General features: G+C 66.9%; 28 protein-coding genes and 1 tRNA gene. 10 read left to right on the forward strand and 19 right to left on the reverse strand.

Annotation, left to right across the window (positions count from 1 at the left end):
* Positions 1–38: 38 nt before the first annotated feature.
* The 4 genes from ACOZ4N_RS16445 to ACOZ4N_RS16460 form a co-directional block, all read right to left on the reverse strand.
* Positions 39–245, reverse strand: a complete 207-nt coding sequence (locus tag ACOZ4N_RS16445) for a hypothetical protein (protein ID WP_424017445.1) — start codon at positions 243–245, stop codon at positions 39–41.
* 417 nt (positions 246–662) lie between these two features.
* Positions 663–774 (reverse strand) — tRNA-Lys (locus ACOZ4N_RS16450).
* A gap of 55 nt (positions 775–829) precedes the next feature.
* A complete protein-coding gene (locus ACOZ4N_RS16455) occupies positions 830–1498 on the reverse strand; it encodes a DUF7119 family protein (RefSeq protein ID WP_424017446.1) in 669 nt (222 codons plus the stop codon).
* A 56-nt stretch (positions 1499–1554) separates the two neighbouring features.
* Positions 1555–1695 (reverse strand): hypothetical protein, encoded by a 141-nt coding sequence (locus ACOZ4N_RS16460; protein WP_175452826.1) that lies wholly within the window; start codon positions 1693–1695, stop codon positions 1555–1557.
* Between the two features lie 331 nt (positions 1696–2026).
* On the opposite strand from ACOZ4N_RS16460, the gene ACOZ4N_RS16465 reads away from it, so the two are divergent.
* A complete protein-coding gene (locus tag ACOZ4N_RS16465) occupies positions 2027–2365 on the forward strand; it encodes a hypothetical protein (RefSeq protein ID WP_424017447.1) in 339 nt (112 codons plus the stop codon).
* 87 nt (positions 2366–2452) lie between these two features.
* Positions 2453–4216 carry a nitrite/sulfite reductase gene (locus tag ACOZ4N_RS16470; protein ID WP_424017448.1) on the forward strand — a complete coding sequence of 588 codons (1764 nt, stop codon included), beginning with the start codon at positions 2453–2455 and terminating at the stop codon, positions 4214–4216.
* An 81-nt stretch (positions 4217–4297) separates the two neighbouring features.
* Here the strand turns inward: ACOZ4N_RS16470 and ACOZ4N_RS16475 are convergent, their stop codons facing one another.
* Complete coding sequence (locus ACOZ4N_RS16475; RefSeq protein WP_424017449.1) at positions 4298–4732, reverse strand: universal stress protein; 435 nt, start codon at positions 4730–4732, stop codon at positions 4298–4300.
* Between the two features lie 209 nt (positions 4733–4941).
* On the opposite strand from ACOZ4N_RS16475, the gene ACOZ4N_RS16480 reads away from it, so the two are divergent.
* From ACOZ4N_RS16480 to ACOZ4N_RS16490, 3 genes are all read left to right on the forward strand, one after another.
* Positions 4942–5226 carry a DUF6360 family protein gene (locus ACOZ4N_RS16480; RefSeq protein WP_092691405.1) on the forward strand — a complete coding sequence of 95 codons (285 nt, stop codon included), beginning with the start codon at positions 4942–4944 and terminating at the stop codon, positions 5224–5226.
* A 71-nt stretch (positions 5227–5297) separates the two neighbouring features.
* Positions 5298–5594, forward strand: coding sequence for a CPCC family cysteine-rich protein (locus tag ACOZ4N_RS16485; protein WP_424017450.1), 297 nt, complete (start codon positions 5298–5300; stop codon positions 5592–5594).
* Positions 5595–5624: 30 nt separating this feature from the next.
* Positions 5625–6581, forward strand: a complete 957-nt coding sequence (locus tag ACOZ4N_RS16490) for an oxidoreductase (RefSeq protein WP_424017451.1) — start codon at positions 5625–5627, stop codon at positions 6579–6581.
* A gap of 34 nt (positions 6582–6615) precedes the next feature.
* Here the strand turns inward: ACOZ4N_RS16490 and ACOZ4N_RS16495 are convergent, their stop codons facing one another.
* The 4 genes from ACOZ4N_RS16495 to ACOZ4N_RS16510 all read right to left on the reverse strand — a co-directional run bounded on the left by ACOZ4N_RS16495 (position 6616) and on the right by ACOZ4N_RS16510 (position 9386).
* Positions 6616–7245, reverse strand: a complete 630-nt coding sequence (locus ACOZ4N_RS16495) for a DUF302 domain-containing protein (RefSeq protein ID WP_424017452.1) — start codon at positions 7243–7245, stop codon at positions 6616–6618.
* A 92-nt stretch (positions 7246–7337) separates the two neighbouring features.
* Positions 7338–7580: a glutaredoxin family protein gene (locus ACOZ4N_RS16500; protein WP_424017453.1), complete on the reverse strand. Its 243-nt coding sequence runs from the start codon at positions 7578–7580 to the stop codon at positions 7338–7340.
* A gap of 26 nt (positions 7581–7606) precedes the next feature.
* Positions 7607–9034 (reverse strand): FAD-dependent oxidoreductase, encoded by a 1428-nt coding sequence (locus ACOZ4N_RS16505; protein WP_424017454.1) that lies wholly within the window; start codon positions 9032–9034, stop codon positions 7607–7609.
* 40 nt (positions 9035–9074) lie between these two features.
* Positions 9075–9386 (reverse strand): cupin domain-containing protein, encoded by a 312-nt coding sequence (locus tag ACOZ4N_RS16510; protein ID WP_424017455.1) that lies wholly within the window; start codon positions 9384–9386, stop codon positions 9075–9077.
* A gap of 143 nt (positions 9387–9529) precedes the next feature.
* Here ACOZ4N_RS16510 and ACOZ4N_RS16515 point away from each other — a divergent pair, with 143 nt between their 5' ends.
* On the forward strand, positions 9530–9757 hold the full coding sequence (locus ACOZ4N_RS16515) for a hypothetical protein (protein WP_424017456.1): 228 nt from the start codon (positions 9530–9532) through the stop codon (positions 9755–9757).
* Positions 9758–9905: 148 nt separating this feature from the next.
* Here ACOZ4N_RS16515 and ACOZ4N_RS16520 read toward each other — a convergent pair whose 3' ends face one another.
* Both ACOZ4N_RS16520 and ACOZ4N_RS16525 read right to left on the reverse strand, forming a co-directional pair.
* Positions 9906–10286: a hypothetical protein gene (locus tag ACOZ4N_RS16520; RefSeq protein ID WP_424017457.1), complete on the reverse strand. Its 381-nt coding sequence runs from the start codon at positions 10284–10286 to the stop codon at positions 9906–9908.
* 317 nt (positions 10287–10603) lie between these two features.
* A complete protein-coding gene (locus ACOZ4N_RS16525) occupies positions 10604–11338 on the reverse strand; it encodes a hypothetical protein (protein ID WP_424017458.1) in 735 nt (244 codons plus the stop codon).
* A 443-nt stretch (positions 11339–11781) separates the two neighbouring features.
* Here ACOZ4N_RS16525 and ACOZ4N_RS16530 point away from each other — a divergent pair, with 443 nt between their 5' ends.
* Complete coding sequence (locus tag ACOZ4N_RS16530) at positions 11782–12762, forward strand: glycosyltransferase family 2 protein (protein ID WP_424017459.1); 981 nt, start codon at positions 11782–11784, stop codon at positions 12760–12762.
* Between the two features lie 333 nt (positions 12763–13095).
* On the opposite strand, the gene ACOZ4N_RS16535 is transcribed toward ACOZ4N_RS16530, so the two are convergent.
* From ACOZ4N_RS16535 to ACOZ4N_RS16555, 5 genes are all read right to left on the reverse strand, one after another.
* Positions 13096–14928: a CocE/NonD family hydrolase gene (locus tag ACOZ4N_RS16535; RefSeq protein WP_424017460.1), complete on the reverse strand. Its 1833-nt coding sequence runs from the start codon at positions 14926–14928 to the stop codon at positions 13096–13098.
* Between the two features lie 213 nt (positions 14929–15141).
* Positions 15142–16374: an MBL fold metallo-hydrolase gene (locus ACOZ4N_RS16540; RefSeq protein WP_424017461.1), complete on the reverse strand. Its 1233-nt coding sequence runs from the start codon at positions 16372–16374 to the stop codon at positions 15142–15144.
* Positions 16375–16458: 84 nt separating this feature from the next.
* Positions 16459–18321 carry an ABC1 kinase family protein gene (locus tag ACOZ4N_RS16545; RefSeq protein ID WP_424017462.1) on the reverse strand — a complete coding sequence of 621 codons (1863 nt, stop codon included), beginning with the start codon at positions 18319–18321 and terminating at the stop codon, positions 16459–16461.
* A gap of 216 nt (positions 18322–18537) precedes the next feature.
* Positions 18538–18819 (reverse strand): hypothetical protein, encoded by a 282-nt coding sequence (locus ACOZ4N_RS16550; protein ID WP_424017463.1) that lies wholly within the window; start codon positions 18817–18819, stop codon positions 18538–18540.
* Between the two features lie 49 nt (positions 18820–18868).
* Entirely contained in the window at positions 18869–20662 is a 1794-nt protein-coding gene (locus tag ACOZ4N_RS16555; RefSeq protein WP_424017464.1) for an alpha/beta hydrolase family protein, read from the reverse strand.
* A gap of 170 nt (positions 20663–20832) precedes the next feature.
* On the opposite strand from ACOZ4N_RS16555, the gene ACOZ4N_RS16560 reads away from it, so the two are divergent.
* From ACOZ4N_RS16560 to ACOZ4N_RS16570, 3 genes are all read left to right on the forward strand, one after another.
* The gene (locus ACOZ4N_RS16560; RefSeq protein ID WP_424017465.1) at positions 20833–21228 is read left to right on the forward strand and encodes a 30S ribosomal protein S6e; all 396 of its coding nucleotides are present in this window, start codon (positions 20833–20835) and stop codon (positions 21226–21228) included.
* A 1-nt stretch (position 21229) separates the two neighbouring features.
* The gene (locus ACOZ4N_RS16565; protein WP_424017466.1) at positions 21230–21661 is read left to right on the forward strand and encodes a DUF7112 family protein; all 432 of its coding nucleotides are present in this window, start codon (positions 21230–21232) and stop codon (positions 21659–21661) included.
* 136 nt (positions 21662–21797) lie between these two features.
* Positions 21798–22667 carry a CheF family chemotaxis protein gene (locus tag ACOZ4N_RS16570; protein WP_424017467.1) on the forward strand — a complete coding sequence of 290 codons (870 nt, stop codon included), beginning with the start codon at positions 21798–21800 and terminating at the stop codon, positions 22665–22667.
* A gap of 1 nt (position 22668) precedes the next feature.
* Here ACOZ4N_RS16570 and ACOZ4N_RS16575 read toward each other — a convergent pair whose 3' ends face one another.
* The 3 genes from ACOZ4N_RS16575 to ACOZ4N_RS16585 all read right to left on the reverse strand — a co-directional run bounded on the left by ACOZ4N_RS16575 (position 22669) and on the right by ACOZ4N_RS16585 (position 25679).
* On the reverse strand, positions 22669–23535 hold the full coding sequence (locus ACOZ4N_RS16575) for a CheF family chemotaxis protein (protein ID WP_424017468.1): 867 nt from the start codon (positions 23533–23535) through the stop codon (positions 22669–22671).
* 78 nt (positions 23536–23613) lie between these two features.
* The gene (locus tag ACOZ4N_RS16580) at positions 23614–24861 is read right to left on the reverse strand and encodes a HEAT repeat domain-containing protein (RefSeq protein WP_424017469.1); all 1248 of its coding nucleotides are present in this window, start codon (positions 24859–24861) and stop codon (positions 23614–23616) included.
* Positions 24861–25679, reverse strand: coding sequence for a CheR family methyltransferase (locus ACOZ4N_RS16585; RefSeq protein WP_424017470.1), 819 nt, complete (start codon positions 25677–25679; stop codon positions 24861–24863). The genes ACOZ4N_RS16580 and ACOZ4N_RS16585 overlap by 1 nt, the downstream gene beginning before the upstream one ends.
* Position 25680: the final 1 nt, after the last annotated feature.

The following is a 25680-nucleotide window of genomic DNA, read 5'->3' on the forward strand; positions in this document are numbered from 1 at the left end:
CCGCAGGAGTCCGACCGCTACGCTCTGTCCTGTCTCGTCTACGCCGGCCCCGCCTCCGTCCGCGAGAGCCATCCCAGTCCGACACCGACGCCGATAGCCAACAGCCCGCCGACGGCTTTCAGGCCGCCGACGGCCCCGCCGAGCGTCGTCCAGGGCGTCCCCGCGATGGTCCCCAGCCCCGCGAGGACCAGGAACGCCCCCGCCAGCAGTCCCAGCAGTTCCAGTCTATCACTGAAGCCTATCATATGCCACACCTCCTCGGTGACCCCCGTAAAGTCCCCGGTCTCGTTTCGGCTCGCTAATCGGTTCACTGTACGGGCCGGGAGGGAGTTGAACCGAGTGGAGACGTGCTCGCTACGCTGCGCGCGACTGCTCTACTTCAACCCCTCCTGACGTATTCGCCGCTCACGGGCTGTTCGCGGCGACGTACGGGCCGGGAGGGAGTTGAACCACGCCCGAGAACCTGCGCTCCGCGCAGAACCTCGGTCTGATTCAATCCCTCCGGGACGCAATGCTGTCGCTCACGAATTGTTCGCGACAGCGATAGCGGGCCGGGAGGGAGTTGAACCGAGTGGAGACGGTCGCTCACTCCGCTCGCGCTGCGTCTCCCCGGGTTCAACACCCTCTGGCCGCTTTGCTCGGCACACTGTGCCTCGCAAAAGCGGGCCGGGAGGGAGTTGAACCCCCGACCATCTGGTCACTCCCGAATTCGCCCGGATCGAACGGGCGAACTCGTTAAAAGCCAGACGCTCTGCCTAACTGAGCTACCGGCCCTCGTGCGAAGGTGAGGCGGTCGGGTGGTAAACAGTTTCGATCCACTGCAGTCGGATCACTCGTCGAGATAGGTCTCCAGCGCCTCGCCGACCAGCCGACCGGGATCGACGTCCTCCAGCGCGGCCTGCCGGCGGAGTTCGCAGTAGGCGTCCTGGGAGAGCTCCATCGACATCTCGCCGAGCGTGACGCCCTCGGCGGCCAGGGCTTCCTCGACGGTGTGGCCGTCGTTGACGGTACTGGCAACCGAGCGGATCTGGCGCACGGTGAGATCGTGGTCGAGGGCGGCCCACGCGAGCAACAGGCGGGCCTCGCCGGCCACGCGGGCGATGTGTTTGGCGGCGGTGGGCGCGATCTCGCCTTTTGCGACGTGGCGGCGGATCGACCGCGGGAGGTCGTGGACCCGCGACCACTTCCGGATGAACGCCACGGTGGCGTCGCCGCCGGCGCGCTCGGACGCGGCCTTGTAGGACCCTTCGCCCCGCACGAGGGCGGCACAGGCGGCCGCGCCCCGGAGCATGTAGACGTTGTCGGGGGCACCGGCGGTGTTCTGTGAGAACTGGCTGACGGTCTCGGCGGCTTCCGCGAGGCTGTCGGGGTCGTCCGGATCGAACGCGACTGCACGCTCGGCGTGCTCGCCAGTGAGCGTCGGGTCGCCTCTGATGACGGGACGGCCCACTGGCGACTCGCGGTCCGTTGGTGGTCCCTCCGCAGGCCCGTCGGTCATCGATTCGTGCTAGGGCGACGAATGATAAAAGAGTCCCGTAGGTCGCCGGGCATTCGTCAGTCGTCTGCGGCCTCGCGGCGCTCGCTGGTGTGCTCCCAGACTTCGGCACAGCCACAGCCGTCGTCTAGGTCGTCGAGATGGTCGGTTGGCACGTCCTCTTCCTCCTCCGTGTCGGGGTCTGTTGCGTGTTCGCTCATCGATAATCCAGCTCCTGATCTGGTTCGTACAGCTCCGGCGCAACGTCCGCTGGGGCCTGCTGGGCCACGCCGTCGGTCGCACCGTCACTGTCAGTCATCACTCCTCTATAATGGCCCTACTATCATAAGGCCTCCCGCAACTGTAATCCTCACCCGTACTCCCGAATACCGGCAAAAGATGTCCCCTTTCTCTGACTACGCCTCGTGGTATCGCGTCACAGTCCCCTCCTGTGGCGACCACATGGGCCGGTTTCCCCCGTGGCCGGCCCGACCCCGGCGAGTATTGTCCGCGCCGGACCACTCAGGTGACTCGGGCGAGAAGGGTGAGCGAATGACCACCGACGTCCACCAACTCGACGACGGTGCCTGGATCAGCGTCAACGACTCCCGGGAGATCAACGTCTCCGATCTGTGGCTGTTGGCCCGCCACGAGTTCTGTGACTGCGAGATGGCGGACTTCCTCGCGGAAGGCGTCGTCGAGGTCGGCGTCGACTACCCCGACATCGACGCCCGGTTCGCCGGGCGCTGTATCCAGTGCGGGACAGAGGGCGTCACCGACTGGCTCACCGTCGGCCGCGTCATCGACCCCGAAGACGGCCAGTTCTACGGTGTCGTCCCCGAGAGCGTCCACGTACCGCGGAAACGAACGCGACTCGCCCGTCCTGATTAGCCGGCAACATCATCCGCTACCACGAAGAGGTGGGGAGGTTTGTCGGTGGGGAGAACGCTATATGAGTGTAGTGCTAGACCCTTGCGTATGCCGAGCAAGGTCGAGAACTGGAAATCCGAGGTCTACGGAAACGAGATCCGTGAGCACCTCATGGAGTTCGCGGAGGAGGGCTGGGACGCGATTCCCGAAGACGAGCACGACGCCTGGTTCGAGCGGTTCAAGTGGTGGGGCCTGTACCACCAGCGGTCGGGCCAGGAGAGCTACTTCATGATGCGTATCGGGACACCGAACGGCGTGATCGAGCCCGGCCAGCTCGAGGTCATCGGCGAGGTCGCCAAGGAGTACGCGACCGGCCCCGTCGACAACCCCGAGTTCGGCGACGCGTACTGTGACTGGACCACCCGCCAGTCGATCCAGCTCCACTGGATCAAACTGGAGGACGTGCCCGAGATCTTCGAGAAACTGGAATCTAACGGTCTCTCTACCCAGCAGGCCTGCGGTGACTCCTGGCGGAACATCGTCGGCTGTCCGGTCGCCGGCAAGGACAAGCACGAACACATCGACGCCTGGCCCGTCGCGGAGGACCTCCACGAGGAGTTCAAGGGCAACGACGACTACGCCAACCTGCCCCGGAAGTGGAAAGTCTCGGTCACCGGCTGTGACCAGGGCTGTGGCCAGGGCGACATCAACGACCTGGCCTTCGAGCCGGCGAAGAAGGACGGCGAACTCGGCTTCAACGTCCGCGTCGGCGGCGGGCTCTCCCGCAAGGAACCGCGCTTCGCCCGCGACATCGACGTGTGGGTGCCCCCGGAGCAGGCCAGCGACGTGGCCGCCGGGATGAGCGCCCTGTTCCGCGAGTACGGCGACCGCGAGGACCGCTTCAACGCCCGCATCAAGTTCCTGATGGACGAGTGGGGCCCCGAGAAGATGCGCCGCGTCCTCCAGGAGGAGTTCGTCGACTTCGAGCTCCCGACGGCGGGCGAGGACATGCGCGACCAGTACACCTACAACGCCGGCCAGAACGACGGCCACGGCGACCACGTGGGCGTCCACGAACAGCCCGACGGCAACTACTACGTCGGTCTGGACGTGCTCGTCGGCCGGATGGGTGCCGACGACACGCTGGAACTGGCCGAACTCGCCGAGGAGTACGGCTCCGGCGAGGTCCGCCTGACCCAGCGCCAGAACGTCATCGTCACCGACGTGCCCGAGGAGAACCTCGACGCCTTGCTCGACGAGCCGCTGCTGGAGGACTACTCGCCGGACCCGCACCCGTTCATGCGCGGGTCCATCGCCTGTACGGGCTCGGAGTTCTGTTCGCTGTCGATCACCGAGACGAAGAACCGCCAGGTCCGGTACGCCCGCTGGCTCAAGGACAACGTCGAACTCCCCGACGGCGTCGAGGACTTCCACATCCACCTGTCGGGCTGTACGGCCTCCTGTGCCCAGCCCCAGATCGCCGACGTGTCCCTGCGCGGCATGAAGACGCGCAAGGACGGCGAGCCGGTCGAGGCCTTCGACATCGGCCTGGGCGGCGGCCTCGGCGAGGACCCGCACTTCGCCGACTGGGTGGAGATGCGCGTCGCCGCCGACGAGGTGCCCGGATACATCCAGAACCTGCTGGCGACCTACGAGGCCGAACGCGAGGACGGCGAGACCTTCCGCGAGTTCATCGCGGCCCGCGACGAGGACGAACTGCAGGACCTCGCGGAGGCCGAGGAGACCAGCTACGAGGACCCGTACATGCACAACACGAAGATGACGTGGTACCCCTACGCCGAGGACGACGACATGAACGCCTCGCCCGCGCCGACGGACGGCTCCGGCCAGCCGCTCCCCTCCGACGACTGATATCCCCCGTTTCGGGTGGGCACGACCGTCGAAGGCGAGGCCGTGGCTCGCGTCCGTGTCGATCTGTTCTGTGCGACGGTATCAGTCGTCGACGTGGACGACGAACACGGGGACGTTCGCGTTCTCGACGACGCGCTGAGTCACGCTTCCCAGGCGAGCGTACCGTTCGTGGTCGCTGCGCCCGTGTGTGCCGATGGCGATCACGTCGACGCCGCTCTGTGTCGCGTATTCGACGATCCGCTCGCTGGGGATTCCCTCCCGGATCGCCGTCGTGACCGGAACGTCGACCTCCTCGGCGCGGGTCCGGACCTCGCCGACCGCCCGCTCGGCCCGCTTTTGCATGGTCTCGCTGGCCTCGTCGCGGCGCTCCTCGGGAAGTGCCTGATACTTGCGCTCGTCGACGACCGCGAGCGCGTGGATCGCCGCGTCGTGATTTCGCGCCAGCTCGACCGCGTGTTCGAGCGTTCGCGTCGTCCCTTCGCTCCCATCGGTGGGAACCAGTATCGCGTCGTACATATCTACGAGTCCCACGAGCCGGGAGTTAATTCCTCGGGGAATTCCTACGCTGTGGGGCCGGTCGCGGCTCGTGGATGGCCTCTCGGGCCGAGATGGTCCGACCGCATACGCGTGCCGCCGTCTCGCTCGTCCGGGCTCCCGAGCGCCGCCCTCGGTGGACTCCGTGCCACAAAGCGGGATTGTAAGTTCGAGGCGATCCAACCGCCGGTATGGTAGACCGACTCCTGAAAGTCAACGCCTACACCACGTTCGACCTGCTGGACGGCCGCGTCGAGGGCCACGGCTTCGACGAGGAGGCCCTGGCCGTCCTGAACGTCACCGCGCCGCGCCAGGACCCAGACCACGTGAAACTCCAGCTGGAGATGGACAACACGCAACTCGATTCGGTGGAGCCCCACGCCGACCACGTCACGCTCTCGGCGGCCGAGGCGCGGGAACTCGCCGCCGAACTCGAGGAGTACGCCGGGAAGGTCGAGGCCGCCCAGTCGGAGTGAGCGGGCCCGGGTGGTCCGGGGTCGACCGAACCGCACTACTATGTGGGACGGGTCCGAATCCCACACCGTCGATGGACCCCGACGGGAACCCCGCCTCGCGCGAACTCGGCTTCTGCCCCTGCTGTGGCTACCAGTCCCTGCCCGAGGATCAGCCGGGGTCCTACGAGGTCTGTCCCGTCTGTGACTGGATGGACGACCCCGTCCAGTTCCACAACCCGGCCTACGTCGGGGACACCAACCACGTCTCGCTGGCCGAGGCCCGGGAGAACTTCGAGGAACACGGGGCCTGTACGCCGGGGGCCGCGCCGGACACCCGCGACCCCCGCGAGGACGAGCGCCGGGACCCGAACTGGCCGTACGAGGAGTAGTTTTCTGTCGCTGGCGCACGTAGTGGGGGTATGTCCGAGTGGACGACGGCACAGATGCCCGACCTGTCGGGCGAGACAGTGATCGTCACCGGCGCGAACAGCGGCCTCGGCTTCGAGGGCACGCGGGCCTTCGCCGACGCGGGCGCGACGGTCGTCATGGCCTGTCGCAGCGTCGAGCGCGGCGAGGCCGCGGCCGAGGAGATCCGCCGCGACGCGCCCCCGGGTGACCTCTCCGTGCTGGAACTGGACCTCGCCGACCTCGACAGCGTCGCGGCCTTCGCCGAGACGGTCACCGACGAGTACGACGACCTGCGTGCGCTCTGTAACAACGCAGGCGTGATGGCGATTCCCCGGAGCGAGACCGAGGACGGCTTCGAGATGCAACTCGGCGTGAACCACCTCGGTCACTTCGCGCTGACCGGGCACCTGCTGGACACCCTGCGCGAGACCGACGGCGAGAGCCGCGTCGTCACCCAGTCCAGTGGCCTCCACGAGAACGGCGAGATCGACTTCGGGGACCTCCAGAGCGAGCGCGACTACGGCAAGTGGGACGCGTACGGCCAGAGCAAGCTGGCTAACCTCCTCTTTGCCTTCGAGCTGGATCGCCGACTCGACGCGGCCGGCGTCGACGGCGTCACGAGCGTCGGCTGTCACCCGGGCTACGCCGACACGAACCTCCAGCGCCGGGGGCCCGAACAGGCCGGCTCGACGCTCCGGCTGGCGATGATGAAAGTCGCCAACGCCGTCTTCGCACAGGACGCCGCGACCGGCGCGCTCCCGATGCTGTACGCCGCGACCGCGTCCGACCTCCGGGGCGGCGAGTACATCGGCCCGAGCGGGTTCATGAACATGCGCGGGTCACCCGCCGAAGACACGCCCTCCCGGCGCGCCCGCGACCCCGAACGCGCCAGCCGACTCTGGGACCTCTCCGAGGACCTGACGGGTGTGACCTACGACCTGCCCGAGGCGACCGCGACGGCGGACTGATCCGGTTCGGGTCGCCCCTCTCCTCTCCGACCCGTCACTGGCCGGGGCTCGGCGTGTCGGTCGGCGTGCCGGTGGGCCCGGTGCCCTCCGTGCCGCCGAACCGTCCAGTACCGGTCGCGAGGTCGTTCAGGACCGAGCCGATCCGGTTCAGCCGCTGGGTCTGGCCCTCGATGCCGTGGCGGCGGGCGAGATACTGCGGGTCGTTGTAGGTCACCTTCGTCTGGCCGCCGTCGTCCCAGACCAGCAGTTTCTGCGGGAGGTCGATGGCGACCGAGCGGGCGGCCTGCATCAGCGGCGTCCCCACGTCGGGGTTGCCGACCAGCAGGAGGCGAGTCGGCGGGAGGCTCCGGTCGACCGACGCGGCGTTCTCGGCGTGGTCGACGGCCGCCAGGAGCGTCAGCGGACTCCCCGCCACGTCGTTTTCGATCCGTCGAACCGTGGCGTCGACGCTCTCGTCGACGGTGACGGTCACGAGGCCGGGGTCCATCCGGCCGTCGCCGGCCTGTTCGTCGGTTGGCTGTTCGTCGGCCGTGGTGGTCTCTGCCTGGGTCATAGTTCCGGTCGGTGTGCCCGTCGGTGACGGCTGGCTCTCGGGACCGCCACAGCCGGCGAGGCCGCCGACCGCACCGACACCGAGGAGCGCGAGCAGTGTTCGTCGATCCATCCGCTCGCCGGTACCGCACCGCCGGAGTTAGTTACGCGACAGCTACCCGGAGCCGAGACGGTGGAACGCGACGGCGGCCGGGTGGCGGGCGGTCAGGACTCCAGTTCCCGGCGGAGTTCGGCCGCGTCGACCCGGAACTTGAACTTGGGTGTCCCGTCCACGAGGACGTAGGGGACGCGTTCGCCGTACGCCTCGCGGAGGTCGGGGTCCTCGTCCACGTCGATCTCCTCGATCTCGACCTCGACCGCTACCTCGTCGGCCACCGTCTCGATGGTCGCTTTCGCCTCGTCACAGAGGTGGCAGTTCTCCCGGGAGTAGACGGTGACTTCGGTCATACGCGTGTCCTGGGCGGTCCCGAGCATCAATCTTTCAGCTTCCCGTTCAGCACCTTCGCGGCGACGAGGATCGGGTCCCAGACGGGGCTAAAGGGCGGGGCGTAGGCCAGGTCCGCGCGTTCGAGTTCGGCGACGGTCATGTCCGCTTCCAGCGCGGTCGCGACGGTGTCGATGCGGACGGCCGCGCGGTCGGTGCCGACGATGGTGCCCCCGAGCAGGCGCTCGCTCGCCCGGTCGGCGACGAGCGTCACCGTCGTCTCGGCCGCCCCGGGGTAGTAGCCCGACCGCGAGCGCGTGGTGATCGTCTCGCTGACGGGATCGAAGCCGGCGTCGCGGGCCTCGTCGTCGAGCAGACCCACACGACCACACTCCTGCTCGAAGGCCTTGACGACGGCCGTGCCCGCGATGGAACCGACCGGCGTGGGATCGCCCGCCACGGTCGCGCCGACCGCTCGGCCCGCGCGGTTGGCGGTCAGTCCGAGCGGGACCCACGCGGGTTCGCCGGTGACGGTGTGGTCGTCCTCGGCGCAGTCGCCGGCGGCGTAGACTCCGTCCACGCTGGTCTCGCCGTACTCGTCGACCGCGACCGCGCCGCCCTCGCCGAGTTCGACCGCGGTTCCGTCCAGCAGGTCCGTGTTCGGCGCGACGCCGACGCCGACGACCGCGAGGTCGACATCGAGGGCGGTCCCACCCGCACACTCCAGACGCTCGACGCGGCCGTCGCCGGCCACTCGTTCGACCTCCTCGCTCAGATGGAGCGTGACGCCCTGCTCGCGGAGTTCCTCGGCGACCGCCTCGCCGACGGCCTCGCCGAACGGCGAGAGGAGGTGGCCCGACCGCTGGAAGACGTGGACGTCGAGGCCGTGGGCCGACAGGGCTTCGGCCATCTCGACGCCGACGTAGCCGCCCCCGACGATGGCCGCCGTCTCGGGTGGGGCCATGCCGCCGAACCGCTCGACGCGCTCGCGGTCGACGAAGTCCGTGCCGCCCACGTCCGCGAGCGCGTCCTCGCTGGGGTCGAGCAGGAACGCACGGATCGCGGCCGCGTCGTCGAGCCCGTGCAGCGGGAAGGCACCGTCCAGTTCGCTCCCCTCGATGGGGCCGGTCACCGCCCGTGCGCCGGTCGCCACCAGCAGGTCACCGTAGGACTGCTCGAACTCGCCCCCGGGACCCTCGACGGTGACCGTCCCGGCGTCGGGGTCGACGGCGACGACCTCGTGGCCCCGCCGGAGGTCGATGTCGCGCTCCTCGATCTCCGCGGGCGTCAGCGAGAGCAGGTCCTCAAGTTTGTCGACCTCGCCTTTGACGAAGTAGGGTTCGCCACAGTGGGCGTAGGAGACCCACTGCCCCTTCTCGAAGACGATCACGTCGCGGTCGGGGGCCTCGCGTTTGCACTTGCTGGCGGCGCTCAGTCCGGCGGCGTCCCCACCGATGACGACGAATGGCTCGGGCATACTCCCACATTCGCCGGCCAGCACATAGGTTTCAGGTGAGCTACTCGTAACTCCGGGGCGGAACGTACAGCGACAGGGTCTTCTGTGGTCGGTCGCCGGTGTTCTCGATCTCGTGGGTCTCGCCGGCCTCGATACAGACGAGGTCGCCGGCCTGGAGCGCGACCGGTTCACCGTCGACGACGGCGCGACCCTCGCCCTCGATCACGTAGAGCCACTGGTCGCTTCGCTCGTGGTAGTTGTCCGGGCCGCCCGTCGACTGACCCGGCGAGAGCGTCATGACTGCGGCCTGGGCCGTTTCCGTTTCCTCCAGCACGTCGAACCAGCGATCCGAGTCGACACGCGTCCGCTTCATACACACCGCTTCGACGGAGAGTCGGTTGGGCGTTACGGCACGCCCCCCGTTCTTTCACGCGCTGAAAGAGCCTATATATACCCCGTTTCACGCGGAGAAAACACGCTGGCGTGTTTATGCATGTACAGTCGCAGAGTGGGTGTATGACCGACTCGGACACCACGCGCGAGACCGTGCCGACGACGACGTACCTGCCCGACCACCTGCTGGCCGGTCAGTCGAAGATTCCCACCGTCAGGACCATCGACGACGAGCAGGCCGACCCGGAGCGTGACCCGGCCGACGACGAGGCGAGCGACAGCGATCCGACCGCGGAGTTCTGTCGGTCCTGGCGGCGTCACCGGTCGGGGTCGCGGTCGTTCCCCTTCTGAGAGTGGCATATCCGTTCCACCCAGATACGGGTGAGCAATCGACGGTCAGTTTCTCGCGGGCGCGGGCGGTCGAAGATACTTCTCGGAGTGAGCCGGCACGGTACCGAACTATCGTGATTGCCACGTCCCCTGTTTCACGATGGTGCTGTCAGTCGGTGGACCCGGCGTCGGTTTCACGGACCTGCGCATCCTGCTCCAGCTCCGGTTTGCGGGTTGTCTCGTAGAGCGCGGCCCGCTGCTCGGCTGCCTCCTGCCGAGCACGCTCGGCACGTGTCCGGGCCCGCTCAGCCGCTATTCGCTGCTCTGTCAGTCGTGACTGACGTCTGTGGACCTGTCTGAGGAGGAGACCCCCTCGAACCGTCAATAGCGCTCCGAACACGACGAGCGCCGCACCGCAGGCCACCGGTGCGGGGAATCCGAACGCACCACCGGCTATGGCAACGCCGAGACAGAGACAGGCGATCCCCGCCGACGCAAGCAGACTTCCGTAGGACGAGAAGTCGAGCCCCGTCGGAAGTGCCCCGAGCATGGTTGCCTCCCGGCCGGCCCCGTCGTACGGGTGCCGCCCTCACGAGATAACAAGTACTGGACTCACCTATAACATATACTCTTGTTGACAACTGGTGTTCAGTGTCGGCGCTGTTGCCAGGTCGCCGGGGTGATTATCCCGTCGGTGGTAGTGTCACACGGTCAGTGAACGTCGACACTCTTTCGGTCCGGGACGCCGCTGCTCAGACAGATGGTACCGAGACGAGTCGGTAGTGAGAGACACCGCTGGTGACCTCGACGGCTCGGGGAGTGACGTCGCTGTTGTGAGTAAAAGGCCATTGGTGTGGAGGTAGTGGTTCAACCACCGTCCTGCCACTCGTAGGCACTCCAGTCCGGATCGGCCTGATCTTTGATCGTCTCGAACTCCTCTACGCCCCAGTCGTGGAGATCAGTGCCATTGTAGATAGCGGCGTCGTAGTAGGCGTCGTTTGGCCCCCATCCCCACAGGGCCGCCGTCGTATCTCCAACGAAGAGGACGCCGGGATAATCACCCTCGTAGACGTAGAGATCGACCCCTTCGTCGGCGAGCGTTTCGGCAGTCTCCTCGCTCATCCCGCCGTTTTCGGGGGCCTGGTCGACCAGCTCGCTCCGCTTCAACACGAGTTCCCCGTTCGTGTCCGTTTCGGCGAATTGTGCGACGAAGTCCTCCATTCCGTGCTGGTGTGCGTTCCACGTGAGTACCTCCCTCACCGTCTCGTTTTCCTCGACGATGTCCTCGAAGTCACTGTACAGACCACCGATATCCTGCGCACCTTCGTACTCGGTGATGTCTTCGGGGCTTATCTGCTCGATATCCGCGACATCGAGAATCTGGTCCCAGTAGGGGAGGTGCCGAAGTAACGGGAGTGCTGTCCCGTGACACTCCGCCACCTGGACGAACGCTCGGAACGGGGCCACCAGTTTCTCCCCGAACGCAGTCGGTACGTACTCGCCCGCTTCCTCGTCGTAATAGATCAGTTCCTCCTCGGTGAAGTCATCGATGTTGTTGTCGATAGTGTTCTCGACGACTCTCTCACCGAACTGCTCGCGCAACTCGTCCTCGGTCACGCCCCCGACGAACGCGGCAAAGAAGCCGACCCGGTTTGCCGACCCGCCAAAGAATCCGAATAGTCGTTGGGCCCGTTTGGCCTGTGACTGGGTGAGGCCGTCTCCACCCCAACCGTCTGTTCTGTCACCCGCACCAGTCATGACCCAGCGTACTCGTCTCGTCTACTAATAACTGGGGTTGAGTCTCCACCTCTCCTCCGTCTGAACACCGATTGAGACTAGCTCAATTTCTTTTTCAACACCGTTTATATCAAATAGGTCTTTCTATCGTACGGCGTTCCTATGCAAAAGCAAGATTATAACTCGGGGTTAGGAGACGTGGACAGTACGATGGGATGTGATTTCATGTGCGGACTGTCGACACTGACTGCCGCTAACCGCCGCGCGGGACACTCTCAGTCAGCGACGGCTTTCCGGGTGGGGGAGAAATGACCGATCATCCCGAACTGACAGTTGGTATCCCCACTGTCGGTCGTGAGTACCTCGCCGAGACTCTCCAGTCCGTGGAGACAGCGGCGACGGCATACGACGGCACGGTCTCGGTCGTGGTTGCGAGTGCCGAACGGCCTCGCGCTCTCGACGAAGTCGCGTTCGACGCGGTTCAATCCGCCGAGTGGGTCGAAACCGCGGGGTCGACACACGAGAATCGGCAGGCGATCCTCGAAACTAGCGGGACAGAGTGGGTGTTGTTTACCGACGACGACTGCCGGGTCGCCAGAGACGTGTTTACCGCGTACGCTGAAGGACTGGCTGCGAACGAGGATGAGGACCTTGGCGCGCTGTACGGTCGGGTAAAATTCGTCGGTGAGCGCTCGCCGGTGTTCGACGCAGGGCGCGCGCTCGCGTCCGTTCCGTTTGACGCGGCCAGCCACGAGCAGACGGTTGAGTGGGCACCGACCGCCAATGCGCTTCTCTCCCGGTCAGCGGCGCTGTCGGTCGGTGGGTTCGACACCGAAAACCCAATCCCCTTCTCCGGCGGTGACGTGGATATCGGCCTCCGGTTGACCGAGGGTGGCTATACTGGACACACGTGCCCGAATGCGGTAGTCGAACACACGACAGCAACCTGGGACTCCCTGGGGACCAACACGCGCCGATTCTTTCGGTACGGTCAGTCGGAGGCTTGGCTGGCTAATAAGTATCCCGGCCAGCGTATCCCGAAAATCGGTGCCGACGAAACGACGCCCGGTCCATTCAGGATGTCTCTCGCCTACCTCGGCTCCTGTGTATCCGGCGGTGAAGACGGAACGACCAACCCGACACTTCTGACGACTGTCCTCGTGATACTCCTCGCGGTCGTGTTCACGGTTACGAACAGTGTCGGATACCACTATCAGGTACTCGCCTCGGTAAACCTCCCGAACCGACTCCTGTTCCACCGCTTCCGCCCGGAAGGACGGTACCTCTGATTGGGCTGGCAGGCGTCGGCCGGGCCGCCGTATCGACGACTACGAACGATCTCTCCCTCTCGGATGGACGGTCGGTTTCGGGGCACTGTGAGCGATGCCGGCCATAGCGGCGTCCACGTTGACGAATCCCTCCGTCTGGAAGTCAGGATAGAGACCGCTGATTCGACAGAGGCCCCCGGTTCGCGGGTCACCCTGGCGCTCGCCCGAGATCGCGTGATCCGCACGGTGTCTTCGCGACCTGGTAACCAGAGGCTCGGGACGACGAAGCCCTTGCGGTGGGACGACCGCCTGCCCCTTCACTGAGGTGGTGCCGCTGGGTCCCGGAGCGGGCGCTCAGTCGTCGGCCTCGGAGTCGACCGCCGTGGATTCGGTGCGACCCAACCGCTGTGAGAGCAGGTAGCCGAGCCCACTCGCGCCGCCGACGGCGGCCGGGATTCCGAAGCCGGGGCCGCTCCCGCTGGTCGTCGTCCCGTCGCCGGTGGTGCCTCCATCCATTCCACCGCCGCCGTCCGTTCCCTCGGGACTCCCCATCGCCTCGGTACTCTCCGTTCCCTCGGTCCCGTCCATCTCGCCGCCGTCCGTGCCGCCGACAGTGCCGGCCGCCGGGAGTTCCTGACTCGCCGGGACCGACAGTTGCACCTCGGAGTCGCCGCTGATCTCGATCCCTGCGTTGTCGTCCGAAGGCCGGTACAGCGACCCGCCAAAGAGGTCGTTGACCGCCGCCGACGTGAGGGCGTCCTCGCGGGCGCTCATCGCCACCCGGAGTCTGTCACCGGCCGCGAGATTCGCGTGGACGCCGAACAGTTCGAGTTCGATCTCGCCGGCTTCCGTGACTGCCAGCGGCGTCACCCGCTGTTTGATCGTCGTGGCCTCGCCGTCACGGACGCGCTGGAGCGCGACGAACAGGTGGCTCCGGCCGTCGCCGGTCGGCGTGGCGTCGAGCGTGAGTGTCGGGAGCCCCAGAATCTCCGTCGACTCCTCGATCTCGACGTCGACGCTGGCCACGTTGCCGTCCGCACCGCTGAGCTGGACCGGTTCGGAGACCGTCCCGGTCGTCGACCGCTCGGGATGTGGGGGGAACTCCTCGGCAGCCTCGAACGCGTCGGCGGATGCGTCGTAGTAGTGCAGCGTCGACACGTCGAGATCGCCGTCCTTGAGGTGTGCCTCCTGCCACTGGAGGGCCATCTGTCCGACGAACTGCCGGGACGTCTCCGAGCCCGGCGGGTAGCTGTCGGGCTGGCCGAGGATGTGTGTCCCGTCCTGGCCGAGCAACAGCGTCACCTGACTCCCGTCGGTCTGGAGCTTGCGGAAGTTGCGTACCCCCTCGTTGATCGGGAACAGCTGGTCGGTCAACTCGGGGATCAGAAGCGCCGGCGTGTCCTCGATCGCGTCGTAGGTGACCGGAGAACGCTGTCGGTAGTACTCGCGGTCGTCCTCTGTCATGCGTCCACGTTCGAGGATACCCGCGGTCGTCTCGGAGTTCTCCGGCGCGATGTTGCCGGTCTGTGCGCCGTATTCGAGGGCTTCGATCCACCCGCGCTTGATCACGCCGTTCGGCGCGAGCGACTGTGCGAGGTTGTTCCAGGTCGCCCGCGGCACGATGGCGTCGAGTCGGTCGTCGACCGACGCCGTCCGCATCTGGATCCCGCCGCCGTAGGAGGTGCCGTCCATCCCGATCCGGGGGTTGTTCTCGCCGTCGGTCACGACCGCGTCCTGCTGGGCCAGGTAGTCGATCAACGCGCTGGCGTCCTGCTGTTCGAGTTCGCTCGTCGAGTGGACCTCGCCACCGGAGCCCCCGGAGTCCCCGCCCTGTCCGAACCCGCGGGACGTGTACGCCAGCACGACGAAACCGTTGCTCGCGTACACCGACGCGAGCGGCTGGAGGTCCGTCTTGTTCCCGCCCCAGCCGTGGGTCATCAAGATCGCGGGATGTGGCCCGTCGGCGGTCGGTTCGTAGAACGTCGTGTCGAGTTCCGTCCCGTCGAAGGACTCGATCCGCCGCTCGTCGCTCTCGAAGGCGTCCTCGTCGCTCTGTAGCGCCGCGACCGGATGCGCGAACGGATTCGTCGCAGTCTGGCTCCCGACGACTCCCAACCCGGCGGCCGCGCCGAGATACTTCAGCACGTCCCGCCGTGTCTCTGCCGGCAGTTCGCTATCGTCTACCATACCGTCAGTGTACACTCACAAAACACATTTTAAATTTTGGGACGATTGTAAAGGCTCACACATAAAACAAAGCTGTGCAGGTAAGCACTCCACCGGTGAATAACCAACACTGTAACTGCTGTTCGCTATTCGAGCGAACACTGTACGTGTCAGGGGTGTGATGGTCGGGCGTCGACCTCGCCCGCGAGACCGGTCTCCGTGCTATCGCCGATTCTACAGGGAGACGGTCTCCCCGATATCGGGTGCCGAGGCCCGATACCCGACACCCGCGAGTTCGTCGGCGAAGGCGCCACAGCGGTCGCCGTGGTTGACGAGAATCTCCGTGTCCTGGTACGCGTCCAGAAACGCCAGCAGGCCCTCGCGGTCGGCGTGGGCGGAGAAGTCGTACTGTTCGACCCCCGCGGCGACGGGCATGACGCGGCCGTCGATCTCCGCGCTCCCGGTTTCGAGTAACTCGCGACCGGGCGTGCCCTCGACCTGGTAGCCCGTCATGGCGATCTTGTTCACCGGGCGGTCCCGAATCTCCGGAATGTAGGTCATCGCGGGTCCGCCGGAGAGCATCCCGCTCGTCGTGATGATCGCGGTGTTCTGGTCCGCGATCCGTTTGCGCTGGCCATCGCGGCCGGTGACGAAGCGAGCGTGGGACTTCGCCCGCCGGAGCGCGTCGGCATCCCGGACGAACGCGGGGTTGCGCAGGAGCATCTCGGTCACGTCCGTGCCCATCCCGTCGACGTAACAGGGGATGTCGTACGCGTCACAGATCATGAGCATCTCCTGGGTGCGGCCGATGGCGAACGCCGGCACGACCACCGTGCCGCCCTCCCAGATCGTCGTTTTGACGCTCTCGGCGAACGCCTCCTCGACCGCGGATCGTGCCTCGTGTTCGACATCGCTGTAGGTGCTCTCACAGATCACCGCGTCCGCATCCGGGCGGGCGGTGGTGCCTGCCACCAGCCGTTGTGGGGACGTGTGAAAGTCGGCGGTGTAGAGCAGGCGCGTCTCGCCGTCGTCGACGAGGACGTGCGCGCTCCCGGGGATGTGGCCGGCGTTGTAGAACGTGATCTCGTGCCCTGCGGCCGTGAAGGGTTCGCGGTAACCGTGGGTCTCGGAGACCTGCGTGACCCGGCGGACCTCCTCCTCGGTGAACGGGCAGTCGTACGTCCCGCCGTGGAGTTTCAGCGTGTCTCGCGCCAGCGTCAGCGTCAACTCTCGCGTCGGCGGCGTCCAGTGGATCGGGGGTCGGCGGTCACCGGAGAGCAGGGAGGGGATCGACCCGACGTGGTCGAGGTGGCCGTGGCTGACGACGACGGCGTCGGGATCGGGCGAGTCCACGGGAAACTGGGGGGGATCGCCGGTTTTCGTCCCGAAATCCAGCAGGAGTCGGTCGTTGACGAGGATGGCGCTCCGGCCGACCTCGCCAGCACCACCGAGGAACCGCAGATTCATTGCCGACACCTAACTCGCCCCGGCGTTTGACTGCGTTGGTTCACGTCGAGAAGCCTGCGTGGGGTTCTCGCGTGTCGATCTGCCCTACTCCTCACCGTCGCCGTCGACGTTTCCGTAGGCGGTCGCGTACCCCTCGTCTTCGCGCGCGCTCTCACGCGCCCGGAGGTTCTGACGGGTGAACTGTGGCTCCGCGCTGATCCCCGACCGACGCCGGAGCGACAGGTAGAGGAGCGCGAGCGCGAGCGGAGCGCCGAGTCCGGCGACGGTGGCGGCCGTCCGGTCGCCAGCGACGAACAGGACGAGCGCGGCGAACACCGACGCGACGAACCCGAGCCCGAGGACGGCCTGCTTCGCGAGCTGATCGAACAGGCCGTTCTCGTCGCCCAGCGCCGTCCTGACGGTGAGATCGCCCCTGTTCGTGCGGTCGAGGGCGCGCTCCAGCTTCGGGCCGGTCACCAGCAGGGCCTCGGTCGTGGCCCGCAACTCGTCGCCGGCGCGGTCGAGCAGTTCCCGGGCCCCCTGGCTCGCGTACCCCTCCGAGCGGACGTACTCGGTGACCAGTTCGATCAGGTCGAAGTCGGGATCGAGCGTCCGGCAGACCCCCTCCAGTACCGTCGTGATCCGGACGATCAGCGCCAGGTCCTGGGGGAGACGGAGCGGGAACTCGTACAGTTCGGCCTGGAAGTCCGCGACGAGTTGCTGGACGCGATACTGGTCGATGTCTTTGCCACGGAAGCTCTCGATGACGATCTCGAACATCTCCCGCAGGAGCCGGCGATCCGCGGTCGGGTCGAGCGCGCCCATGGCGACGAACGAGTCGATGATCCCGTCCACGTCGTCCCGGGCCACCGAGACGTAGAAATCGAAGATCTGCTCCTGCAGGCGCTCGTCGACCGTGCCGGTGATCCCGAAGTCGTAGAAGACGATGGTGCCGTCGCCCTGCACCGCCAGGTTCCCCGGGTGAGGGTCGGCGTGGAACACTCCCTGTTCCAGGACCATCTCGATGTAGGCCCGAAAGAGTCGCTCCACCAGGGCCTGCCGGTCGATCCCCATTGCGTCCAGGCGCTCCACGTCGGTGATCTTCGTCCCCTCGACGTACTCCATGGTCAGGACGCGGGGCCCGGAGTGGGAGTCGATTGGCTCGGGGACCCGCACGCGGTCGTCGTCCGCGAAGTTCGCCCGCACCGTTCGAAGCATCCGGGCCTCGTGGACGTAGTCCATCTCCTCGCGGATGGTCGTCGAGAACTCGTCGGCGAGATTTTCGAGGGTGAACGCCTGTCCCGGCTCGGCCCCCCGGATCAACAGCGGCGTGAGCGTCTCGATCACCCGGAGGTCGGCGGCGACGCGCCGGCGGATGTTCGGCCGCAGGACCTTCACCGCGACGCGCTGGCCGTCCAGTCGCGCGGTGTACACCTGGCCGAGACTCGCGCCGCTGATGGGTTCGGTGTCGAAGGTGTCGAAGGCCTCGTCGACGGGCCCGAGTTCGGCCTCGACGATGGGTTCGATCTCGTCCCACGCGGCCGGGGGCACGCGGTCCTGTAGCCGCTGGAGGACGACGATGTACGGGCCGGGGAGTACGTCGGGCCGGGTCGAGAGGATCTGGCCGACCTTGATGAACGTCGGGCCGAGCGCCACCAGCGTGTCCAGCAGTTCCTCGGCGCGGTCGACCTGCGTCTCGGGATCGACCTCCCGACCGCGCCCGAACAGCAGGAAGCGCCGGCGGTCACGGGCGTAGGCGAGGACGAGCGGGAGGAACTGCCGGACGACGACGAGGAGTCGCCAGGCGACGCGGAGGCGGAGCCAGCTGTCGTCGGTCCCCGCGCCGGCCGCCCGGCCGTCGTCGCCGGTGGCAGACTCCCGGTCGCCGGCCGCCGTGGCGTCGGGTTCCGCGGCTGTTCGGCGTCGCGCCGACGCGTCCGGTGTCACCTCCGCGTCCGGATCGGCCATGTTGTCGTCGGTAGGAGTCCCCCACTCAAGGCCGTGGTGGTCGGCCGTTCGCGTCGCCCTGCTCGCGGCTCCGTCGTCACCGCTCGCACGTCCGGCGACGCTCCCTCTGGTCGCCGTTCGCGTGTTCGGCGACGCTCCCTGCGGTCGCGTCGCCCTGCTCGCGGTTCCATTGTCACCGCTCGCATTCCGGAGGTTCTCCCTAGGGGTCGAACCTCCCTACTCCTCCACAGCGTCCGGACGAACCCGAAATCGGTTGTACCCGCCGTGTGAGAGTTCCAGCGAGTCGAGCCACCAGTTCCAGCGCTCGGCCAGGCCGTAGTCGTCGGGCGCGTCTTCGAGGTTGTCGATGACGGCGTCGACGGTCAACTCGAAGCCCAGTTCGGCCTCGATCTTCCCGGCGTCGGCCAGGTCGCGGGCCTGCCGCGCCACGACGCGTCGCGCCTGCTCGGTCCCCCCGAAGACCGTTCCCAGTTCACGTTCCAGCGAATCTCGGTCCACACGCGGAATCCGGACCGGACACACTTGACGTTCTCGAAGCCGTCTCGGGTCAGATCGGGGCCTGCGTCGCCGTACTCGCGACGAGGAACCACGTGATCAACACGGCGTTGACGAACGCCCCAGTCCAGACCCGCCCGGTCCGGTGGTAGAAGTACGTCGAGATCACTGCCGCCGCGGTCAACACGGGCAGGAAGGATAGCGAGACGATGGCGTACAGCGCCAGCGGTGGGGCCGCGAGCGCGTGGCCCAGCAGGAGCGGCACGTACTGGGCCGCCACGAGCAGGACGAACCCGCCGACGACGATGACGGTGTTGGTCGCCATCGCGCGCCGGAGCGACGTGGTGGTCGCCGGCGTCCGGAGGCGGCCGTGCAGGAGGGCGCCCAGCGCCACGAAGAACGCGCCGAACACCGGCAGGTAGACCAGGAAGGCCCCGACGTGCCACGGCTGGAGCAGTTTCAGCGCGACGAACCAGAACCGGTAGTCGACGTTGAACAGCGTGGCCACGACGACCAGCGACAGGTACACCGCGCCGACGACCGCGACGGCCACGCCCAGCGCACGGACGACCGCGCCACCGCGCTCGCCGGTCCCCAGCCCCAACTGGGTCAGCGCGTCGCCGTCGCCGTCCCGCCGAACGTGCCAGATACCTACGAGGGCAACGGTCAGCAGCGTGTTCACCAGCGCCCAGATCGCCACGCCGTTGGTGATCGTCTGTGGGAAGATGGCGTTGGCCGACAGCATCTGATCGCCCAGGATCATCGCGGGGTAGTAGGTCAGCGCCGGGAGAATCGCGGCGACGGCGGCGTTGGCGTACCACCAGCCGCCCCGTTCGGTGACGGCGTCGGGCACGGCGCCGACCGCCGCCGCGAACGGATCACGGTCGAGCAGGAGACTCCCCGCCGGGAACACGAACAGGACGGCCCCGAACAGGGCCAGCAGGGTCCCGACTTCCTTCCAGTACCAGACCTGATTCGTCGGGGACAGGTCGGTCTCGGTCGGGACGGTTCGCTGGAGCCACTCGACGGAGTCCGCAACCGCCGCTCCGGAGAGGTGGGTGCCGGGGTGGGTCGTCGCCGGCGTGGTCAGCTTCCGGGCCGATCCCGACTCGACGCTCCCGTAGATCTGCCCCTCCTCGACGGCGCTCTCGGCGCCGAAGACGGCTTTCGTCTTGGTCGCGCTCCGGACCGCCGCGCTGTCGGCCGAGGGCGCGCCCCACATCAGCCAGTGGAACTCGTCGTACTCGGCGAAGACGACGCCGACGTTCCGCGGGAAGGTCGCGCTCCCGTTGGGCGCGGTCGCGTTCGGGATCGGGAAGCCGGGGATCGGCCCCGGGCCGGACCCCTGGTAGATGGCCGCGTCGTACTTCCGCGGGTGGACGGCCGCCGCGGCGGTGATGGCCCAGCCACCCATCGAGTGGCCGCTCAGCGCGATGGAGTCGTTCGCGACCATCGACCGTGATTGCAGGTAGGCCAACCCGTCGGGGCCGCCGAAGGCGTTGGCGAACGCCGGCGGCTCCGAGCCGCCGTGGCCCGTCTGGTCCAGCGCCAGCACCACGTACCCGCGTCTGGCGTACTCGGTCGCGAACGGTGCCTGGACCTGCTTCGTGTTGATGTAGCCGTGGACGGCCAGCACGCCCGGCGCGGGGTTCTCCGCCGAGACTCCCTCGGGGACGTAGAGGTGCCCCGACATCGTCGTGCCGTTCGTCCCCTCGAACTGTACGTCCTGTACCGAGACCGAACCGCCCGCAGTGTGCCCCCAGTAGCCCAGTGCGCCGCCGCCGAACACCAGGACCAGTGACAGCACGAGCAGTCCGACCCGTCTGTCTATCTTTACGTCTACCATGGGTGGTAGCGGGAAACAAAGGGACAAAACTGTTTCCATTGTTCATAAAGAACTATCGAGGCACATCGGATGTAATGGCACAGTCGTGACCTGTCGGTTCCGGTGGGCGAGGCTGGGGCAGGTGCGTTCCGACGGGCTTTTTATTCGGCACGGTCTGGATTCGGGCACCAATGGCAGATTTCACCGTCGTCGTCGCGGACCCCGAGAGCGGCGACACTCATCAGATCGACGTGGACGGACAGGACGCGAACCGCTTCATGGGCCGTGAACTCGGCGACGAAGTCGACGGCACGGCCGTCGGCCTCGACGGCTACACGCTCGAACTCACGGGTGGTTCGGACAACGCGGGCCGACCGATGCGGTCGGACGTGCGCGGACCGAACCTCACGTCCCTGCTCTCGGACGGCGGCACCGGCTTCGAGCCGACCCGCGACGGCGAGCGCAAGCGCGTGACCGTCCGCGGACGGGAGATCAGCGACGAAGTCCGCCAGATCAACGCCAAGATCACCGAACGCGGTTCGACCGACGTGGCCGACCTGCTGGGCGAGGGCGAGGACGACGAGTAGCGTGTCCGACCGCCTCCCGAGCGATCACGACGCCGTCGCGACACACCGGGCCAGTCTCGAACGCGTCGGCCGGACCGACCGCCCGAAAGTCGTCGTCCCCGACGACGCGACGGTTCCGACCGACGAGGTCGTCCGCGTCGTCCTCGGCGGCCGGACCTGTCACGCTCGCATCGAGACGAGCCTGCAGGGCGACCCCGAGATCACCGGGGCCTACGACACGCCGACGCTGGCGCGAGACCCTGGTGACGGCCAGAACCGCCTCGAAACGTGGGTCGCGGACGCCGACGTGACCGTCGGCGGCTCCGTCCTGCTGGACGTGGTCACCGAGGGGTTCAAGTACGGCCTCCGCGCCCCGGGTGAACGGACCGTCTACGAGGCGACCGAGCAACCGAGCGACAGTCTCTCCTCGATCGCCGACGATCTGACCGAGTGACTGCGAGTGCCCGACGGCTCCGGAGTCGATACGCGCACAAACGTTTTGACTGTCTACGCACTGGCAAGTGTACGGGCAGCCGTGCGCGAAACTCTCAAGACGCGGCCACGCGTACTGACGCCACTCTCCCCCTAGCATGTCGGAATCAGTGATCGCGGACTTCGTGGGCAAATTCAACGCCAGCGCCTCCGAGCGCGCCGAACCGGCGACGGGGCGTATCCTCCTCAGCCAGAAACGGCTGGTGCTGGCCGCCGACGCCGGCAAGACCACGATCCCGCTGTCCTCGATCTTCGACGTGGCCGTCGGCCACGTTCCACAGGATCTGGGGAAGTTCTTCGACTCGACGGTGACCATCGCGTTCCGGAAGGGCGACCACCGCCACGTCGCGGCCGTCGAGGCCGGCGACGACAAGATCGAGAAGTTCTCGACGGTGCTGTTCAAGGCCCTGCTCAACGGGACGACGATGACGGTCAAACACCCCGCGCGGCTCGGTGGCCGCGTCACCGACGCCGCGTTCCACCCGGCGAAACTCTACCTCAAACCGCAGATGGTCCGGTTCAAGGGCCCCGACTCGACGTTCACCGTCGATCTCTCGACGGTGACGAGTTTCGAGCGCAGTCAGCGCGAGATCGACGGGAAACCGCGGGAAGTGCTGTCGGTCCGGCACATGCAGGACGGGCAGGCGATGACCTCGCTCGCGGCTATCGACTCCGGGCGGAAGATGTCCATTCTCGGTCGGTACCTCCGGCTGGAGTACAGCGACATCGTCGCCGACCTCAAGGACATCTCCCTGTCCGAAGACGAGACCGAACTGCTGGTCGCGGTCTACTCGACCGGTCCCGGCGTCTCGCTGGCCAAGGTCGTCGACGTCGAACCCAGTCAGGTCGAGATGCTGCTGGGTGACCTCCGTAACAAGGGGTTGATCGCCGACGGCCAGGACGAGACGGAACTCACCGCCAAGGGTCGCATCGTGGTCAGCGACAAACTCGAAGACGTCAACACCTGACCTACCGGTCGTCCATCACGTCGCTGGCGATGTGCCGACCGCGGGCTTTCAGCCGGACCTCTTTGCGAACCCGCACCTCCTCCAGGATCTCGAGTTCGATCAGCCGGTCGTACACCTCCTCGACTTTCTCCACGTCCATGCCGACGAAGTTGGGGATCTCGAACGGCGAGACGCCCGAGTACAGCGCCATCAACACCTCGTGTTCCCGTTCGCTGAGGTCGGCGTTGACCTCCGCGCGCTGTTCGCCCTCCCGGAGCAGGCTCCTGAGGAAGACGGTGTGGCGACGCGTCCCGGAGATGTGGGTCTGGACGCTCGTCCCGTCGTCCTCGGTGTGTTCGACCTCCAGCACGAGGCGTTCGTCGTCCATGACCGTCCGATTCCCCTCGTCGACGCCGCCGATGTCGTCGAGGGGGATCTCGACGAACTGGCCGTCGGAGATGGCGAGTTCGACGCGCTCGTCCCCGATCTTGAGTCGCCCTTTCTTCCACTGGGTGTCCTGGACGACGCCGCCCTCGACGGCCGGGTGTTTCGCGAGGATGACCTGCTGGTTGAGCAGTGCGCCGTAGAGCTTGTTCTTGAACGCCTCGGTGTCGTTGGGGGCGACCAGCGTCACGTCCTTGCCGACCTGCAGGGAGACGTAGCCAGACACCCGGGCGATGGTCTGGTTGACGTCGACTCGGCCCTTGAGGCCGTCGACGTTCGAGAGCGGGATGGTTCGTTTACCGTCGTTGCTGACGAGGACGATCCGCTTGTTCGAGAGGATGATGCGGCCGCTCTGCCACTCGATGTCGTTGAGCTTTCGACCGTCCTTGACGACCCGGGCGAACTTCCCCTGGTCGTCGGCTAGCTTCTGTTCACCCTCGCTCATGCGTCCTGATCGATCTGTCGGATTTTTCGCTCTCGCCGTGTATTAACCTTCCTGCCGTACGAACTGCCGATACGCGGCTCACTGGACCCCCCGTCCACCCAGCTTCGAGATGGCCGAGAAGGCCTTCTTCCTGAGCTGTTCGCTCTCGGTCTGGTCGATGAGGTCGTCGAGGCGCTCGCGCGTGCGCTCGCCGCCGACCTTCCCGAGCGTGAACACCGCCTGTGCGCGGACGTTCTCGTCGTAGCCCGTGTCGTCGACGACCTCGAGCAGACGACTCTCGACCTGTTCCCCGCCGATCTCGGCGAGGCTCGTCGAGGCGAACTGGGCCGTCATCTGGTCCTCGTCGTCCAGGATATCGACCAGCGCCTCGACGATCCGGCCGTAGCCGGCGCTGTCCTGGTCGGCGACCCGACCCAGGAGCCAGGCGGTGTTGCGGCGCTGGCGGTTCTGGGTACTCTCCTCCAAGATGTCGATCATCGGCACGAGGACGCTCTGATCGTCGGTCCGGTTGAGCTGTTCGACGACGGTCTCGCGGATCTCGTGGCTCTGGTCGGTCGGCACGTTAGAGAGGAGTTCGATGATCGAGTACACCGCCGTCCGGCGGACCGAGGCGTCGTCGTCGCTGAGGGCACCCACCAGTCCCTCGACCGGGCGGGAGTTGCCGAAGTTCCCCATCGCCCCGACGGCGATCCGGCGGATGGGCGCGCGCTCGTCGTCGAACATCTCGAGTAGTGCGGTCAGGGCCTGTCGGTTGCCGATGGCCCCCAGCGCCTCGGCGGCCTCCCGGCGAACCTCGGCTTTCGGGTCCGAGAGGCGTTCGATCAGGGCGTCGGTCGCGCGGGCGTCCTCCAGCCGGCCGCAGGCGCGAGCGACCCGCGCCCGGACGCGGGGGTCCGAATCGTCGAGCGAGTCGAGCAGTTTGGGCAACACGTCGGTCTTCCCGAGTTCGCCCAGTGCGTTGGCGGCGGCCATCCGGAGCTCGGGCACGTCGGCGGTGAGCGCTTTGGCGAAGGCCTTGGCCTTGGCCCAGTCGGCCTGCTGGTCCTCGTTCAGATCCAGGCCGGCCATCTCGGCGATCAACTCCTCCATCGCGTCGGTTCCGAGCTGGTTCAGCGCGTCGATGGCGGCGGCGGTCACGCGGTCGTCGTCGGCCGACTGGGCCAGATCGACGAGCGGCGTCACCACGTCGTGACCGTCCAGCGTCGCCTCGTCGAAATCGCCCAGAATCTCGGCGGCGCGAGCCTGCAACTCCGGGTTGTCGCTGGTCCGGATGACGGACTTGAGTTCCTCGACCTCACCCTCGCGTTCGAGCTGGTAGAGTGACATTATGCCTTGCGGTAGATACGGTGGCGTTTGTCGAACGGTTCGAACGTGTCCCGACACTCGTGTGGGAGCGTCTCGGTCATGCCGATGACGAGGTAGCCGTCGCCCCGGAGCGACCCCTCGATGGTCTCGAAGATGGGGACCTTGTACTCCGAATCGATGTAGATCAACAGGTTCCGACAGAGCACCAGGTCGAAGTCGCGCTTGGGGTCGCCCCTGATGAGGTCGTGGTTCTCGAACTCGACGAGGTCTTTCACCCGATCTTTCACCTGGAACCGGTCGCCGTCCTGTTCGACGTACCCCGTCGAGTCCTCCAGGGGGGCCAGTTCCTCGCCGATGTCGGTCGTCTGTGAGGTCTCGTAGACGCCCCGTCGGGCCACGTCCAGCGAGTCGTCGCTGATGTCGGTCCCCAGGATCGAGAGCCGGCGCGCGTTGATCTCGTCGTCGTCGAGCGCGAGCATCGCCAGCGAGTACGGCTCTCGGCCGTCGGCACACGGGGCGCTCCAGGCCCGGACCGACCGGCGCTCGTCGGTCAGGCGGCGCAGCACGTCCCGGATGCCCGTCCAGGCCTCGGGGTTGCGGAAGAAGCCGGTGACGTTGATCGACAGCGAGTCGAGCAGGCGCTCGGCCTCGCCGTCGTCCGTGGTCAACTGGTCGCGGTACTCGCCGTAGCTGTCGGCTCCGGTCCGGCGCATCCGGGCGGTGATCCGTCGGTCGAGATAGGCGTCGTTGTAGAAGCCGGTCTCGAACCCGACCTCGCGCTGGATGTACCCGAGCAGGTCGTCGAAGGCCTCGCGGGACTCCTGTCTGCTGTCGGTCATC

It is taken from the genome of Halorientalis pallida (assembly GCF_049605515.1).
In the GTDB taxonomy this organism is placed as follows: Archaea; Halobacteriota; Halobacteria; order Halobacteriales; family Haloarculaceae; genus Halorientalis; species Halorientalis pallida_A.

Bases quoted from the DNA above. Each gene is read 5' to 3' on its own strand.
- ACOZ4N_RS16485 (WP_424017450.1), top strand. From the start codon at position 5,298: ATGGACCCCGACGGGAACCCCGCCTCGCGCGAACTCGGCTTCTGCCCC.
- ACOZ4N_RS16540 (WP_424017461.1), bottom strand. From the start codon at position 16,374: ATGAATCTGCGGTTCCTCGGTGGTGCTGGCGAGGTCGGCCGGAGCGCC.
- ACOZ4N_RS16535 (WP_424017460.1), bottom strand. From the start codon at position 14,928: ATGGTAGACGATAGCGAACTGCCGGCAGAGACACGGCGGGACGTGCTG.
- ACOZ4N_RS16465 (WP_424017447.1), top strand. From the start codon at position 2,027: ATGACCACCGACGTCCACCAACTCGACGACGGTGCCTGGATCAGCGTC.
- ACOZ4N_RS16515 (WP_424017456.1), top strand. From the start codon at position 9,530: ATGACCGACTCGGACACCACGCGCGAGACCGTGCCGACGACGACGTAC.
- ACOZ4N_RS16490 (WP_424017451.1), top strand. From the start codon at position 5,625: ATGTCCGAGTGGACGACGGCACAGATGCCCGACCTGTCGGGCGAGACA.
- ACOZ4N_RS16555 (WP_424017464.1), bottom strand. From the start codon at position 20,662: ATGGTAGACGTAAAGATAGACAGACGGGTCGGACTGCTCGTGCTGTCA.
- ACOZ4N_RS16480 (WP_092691405.1), top strand. From the start codon at position 4,942: ATGGTAGACCGACTCCTGAAAGTCAACGCCTACACCACGTTCGACCTG.
- ACOZ4N_RS16510 (WP_424017455.1), bottom strand. From the start codon at position 9,386: ATGAAGCGGACGCGTGTCGACTCGGATCGCTGGTTCGACGTGCTGGAG.
- ACOZ4N_RS16530 (WP_424017459.1), top strand. From the start codon at position 11,782: ATGACCGATCATCCCGAACTGACAGTTGGTATCCCCACTGTCGGTCGT.
- ACOZ4N_RS16505 (WP_424017454.1), bottom strand. From the start codon at position 9,034: ATGCCCGAGCCATTCGTCGTCATCGGTGGGGACGCCGCCGGACTGAGC.
- ACOZ4N_RS16545 (WP_424017462.1), bottom strand. From the start codon at position 18,321: ATGGCCGATCCGGACGCGGAGGTGACACCGGACGCGTCGGCGCGACGC.
- ACOZ4N_RS16580 (WP_424017469.1), bottom strand. From the start codon at position 24,861: ATGTCACTCTACCAGCTCGAACGCGAGGGTGAGGTCGAGGAACTCAAG.
- ACOZ4N_RS16585 (WP_424017470.1), bottom strand. From the start codon at position 25,679: ATGACCGACAGCAGACAGGAGTCCCGCGAGGCCTTCGACGACCTGCTC.
- ACOZ4N_RS16460 (WP_175452826.1), bottom strand. From the start codon at position 1,695: ATGAGCGAACACGCAACAGACCCCGACACGGAGGAGGAAGAGGACGTG.
- ACOZ4N_RS16455 (WP_424017446.1), bottom strand. From the start codon at position 1,498: ATGACCGACGGGCCTGCGGAGGGACCACCAACGGACCGCGAGTCGCCA.
- ACOZ4N_RS16575 (WP_424017468.1), bottom strand. From the start codon at position 23,535: ATGAGCGAGGGTGAACAGAAGCTAGCCGACGACCAGGGGAAGTTCGCC.
- ACOZ4N_RS16570 (WP_424017467.1), top strand. From the start codon at position 21,798: ATGTCGGAATCAGTGATCGCGGACTTCGTGGGCAAATTCAACGCCAGC.
- ACOZ4N_RS16470 (WP_424017448.1), top strand. From the start codon at position 2,453: ATGCCGAGCAAGGTCGAGAACTGGAAATCCGAGGTCTACGGAAACGAG.
- ACOZ4N_RS16500 (WP_424017453.1), bottom strand. From the start codon at position 7,580: ATGACCGAAGTCACCGTCTACTCCCGGGAGAACTGCCACCTCTGTGAC.
- ACOZ4N_RS16560 (WP_424017465.1), top strand. From the start codon at position 20,833: ATGGCAGATTTCACCGTCGTCGTCGCGGACCCCGAGAGCGGCGACACT.
- ACOZ4N_RS16495 (WP_424017452.1), bottom strand. From the start codon at position 7,245: ATGGATCGACGAACACTGCTCGCGCTCCTCGGTGTCGGTGCGGTCGGC.
- ACOZ4N_RS16475 (WP_424017449.1), bottom strand. From the start codon at position 4,732: ATGTACGACGCGATACTGGTTCCCACCGATGGGAGCGAAGGGACGACG.
- ACOZ4N_RS16520 (WP_424017457.1), bottom strand. From the start codon at position 10,286: ATGCTCGGGGCACTTCCGACGGGGCTCGACTTCTCGTCCTACGGAAGT.
- ACOZ4N_RS16445 (WP_424017445.1), bottom strand. From the start codon at position 245: ATGATAGGCTTCAGTGATAGACTGGAACTGCTGGGACTGCTGGCGGGG.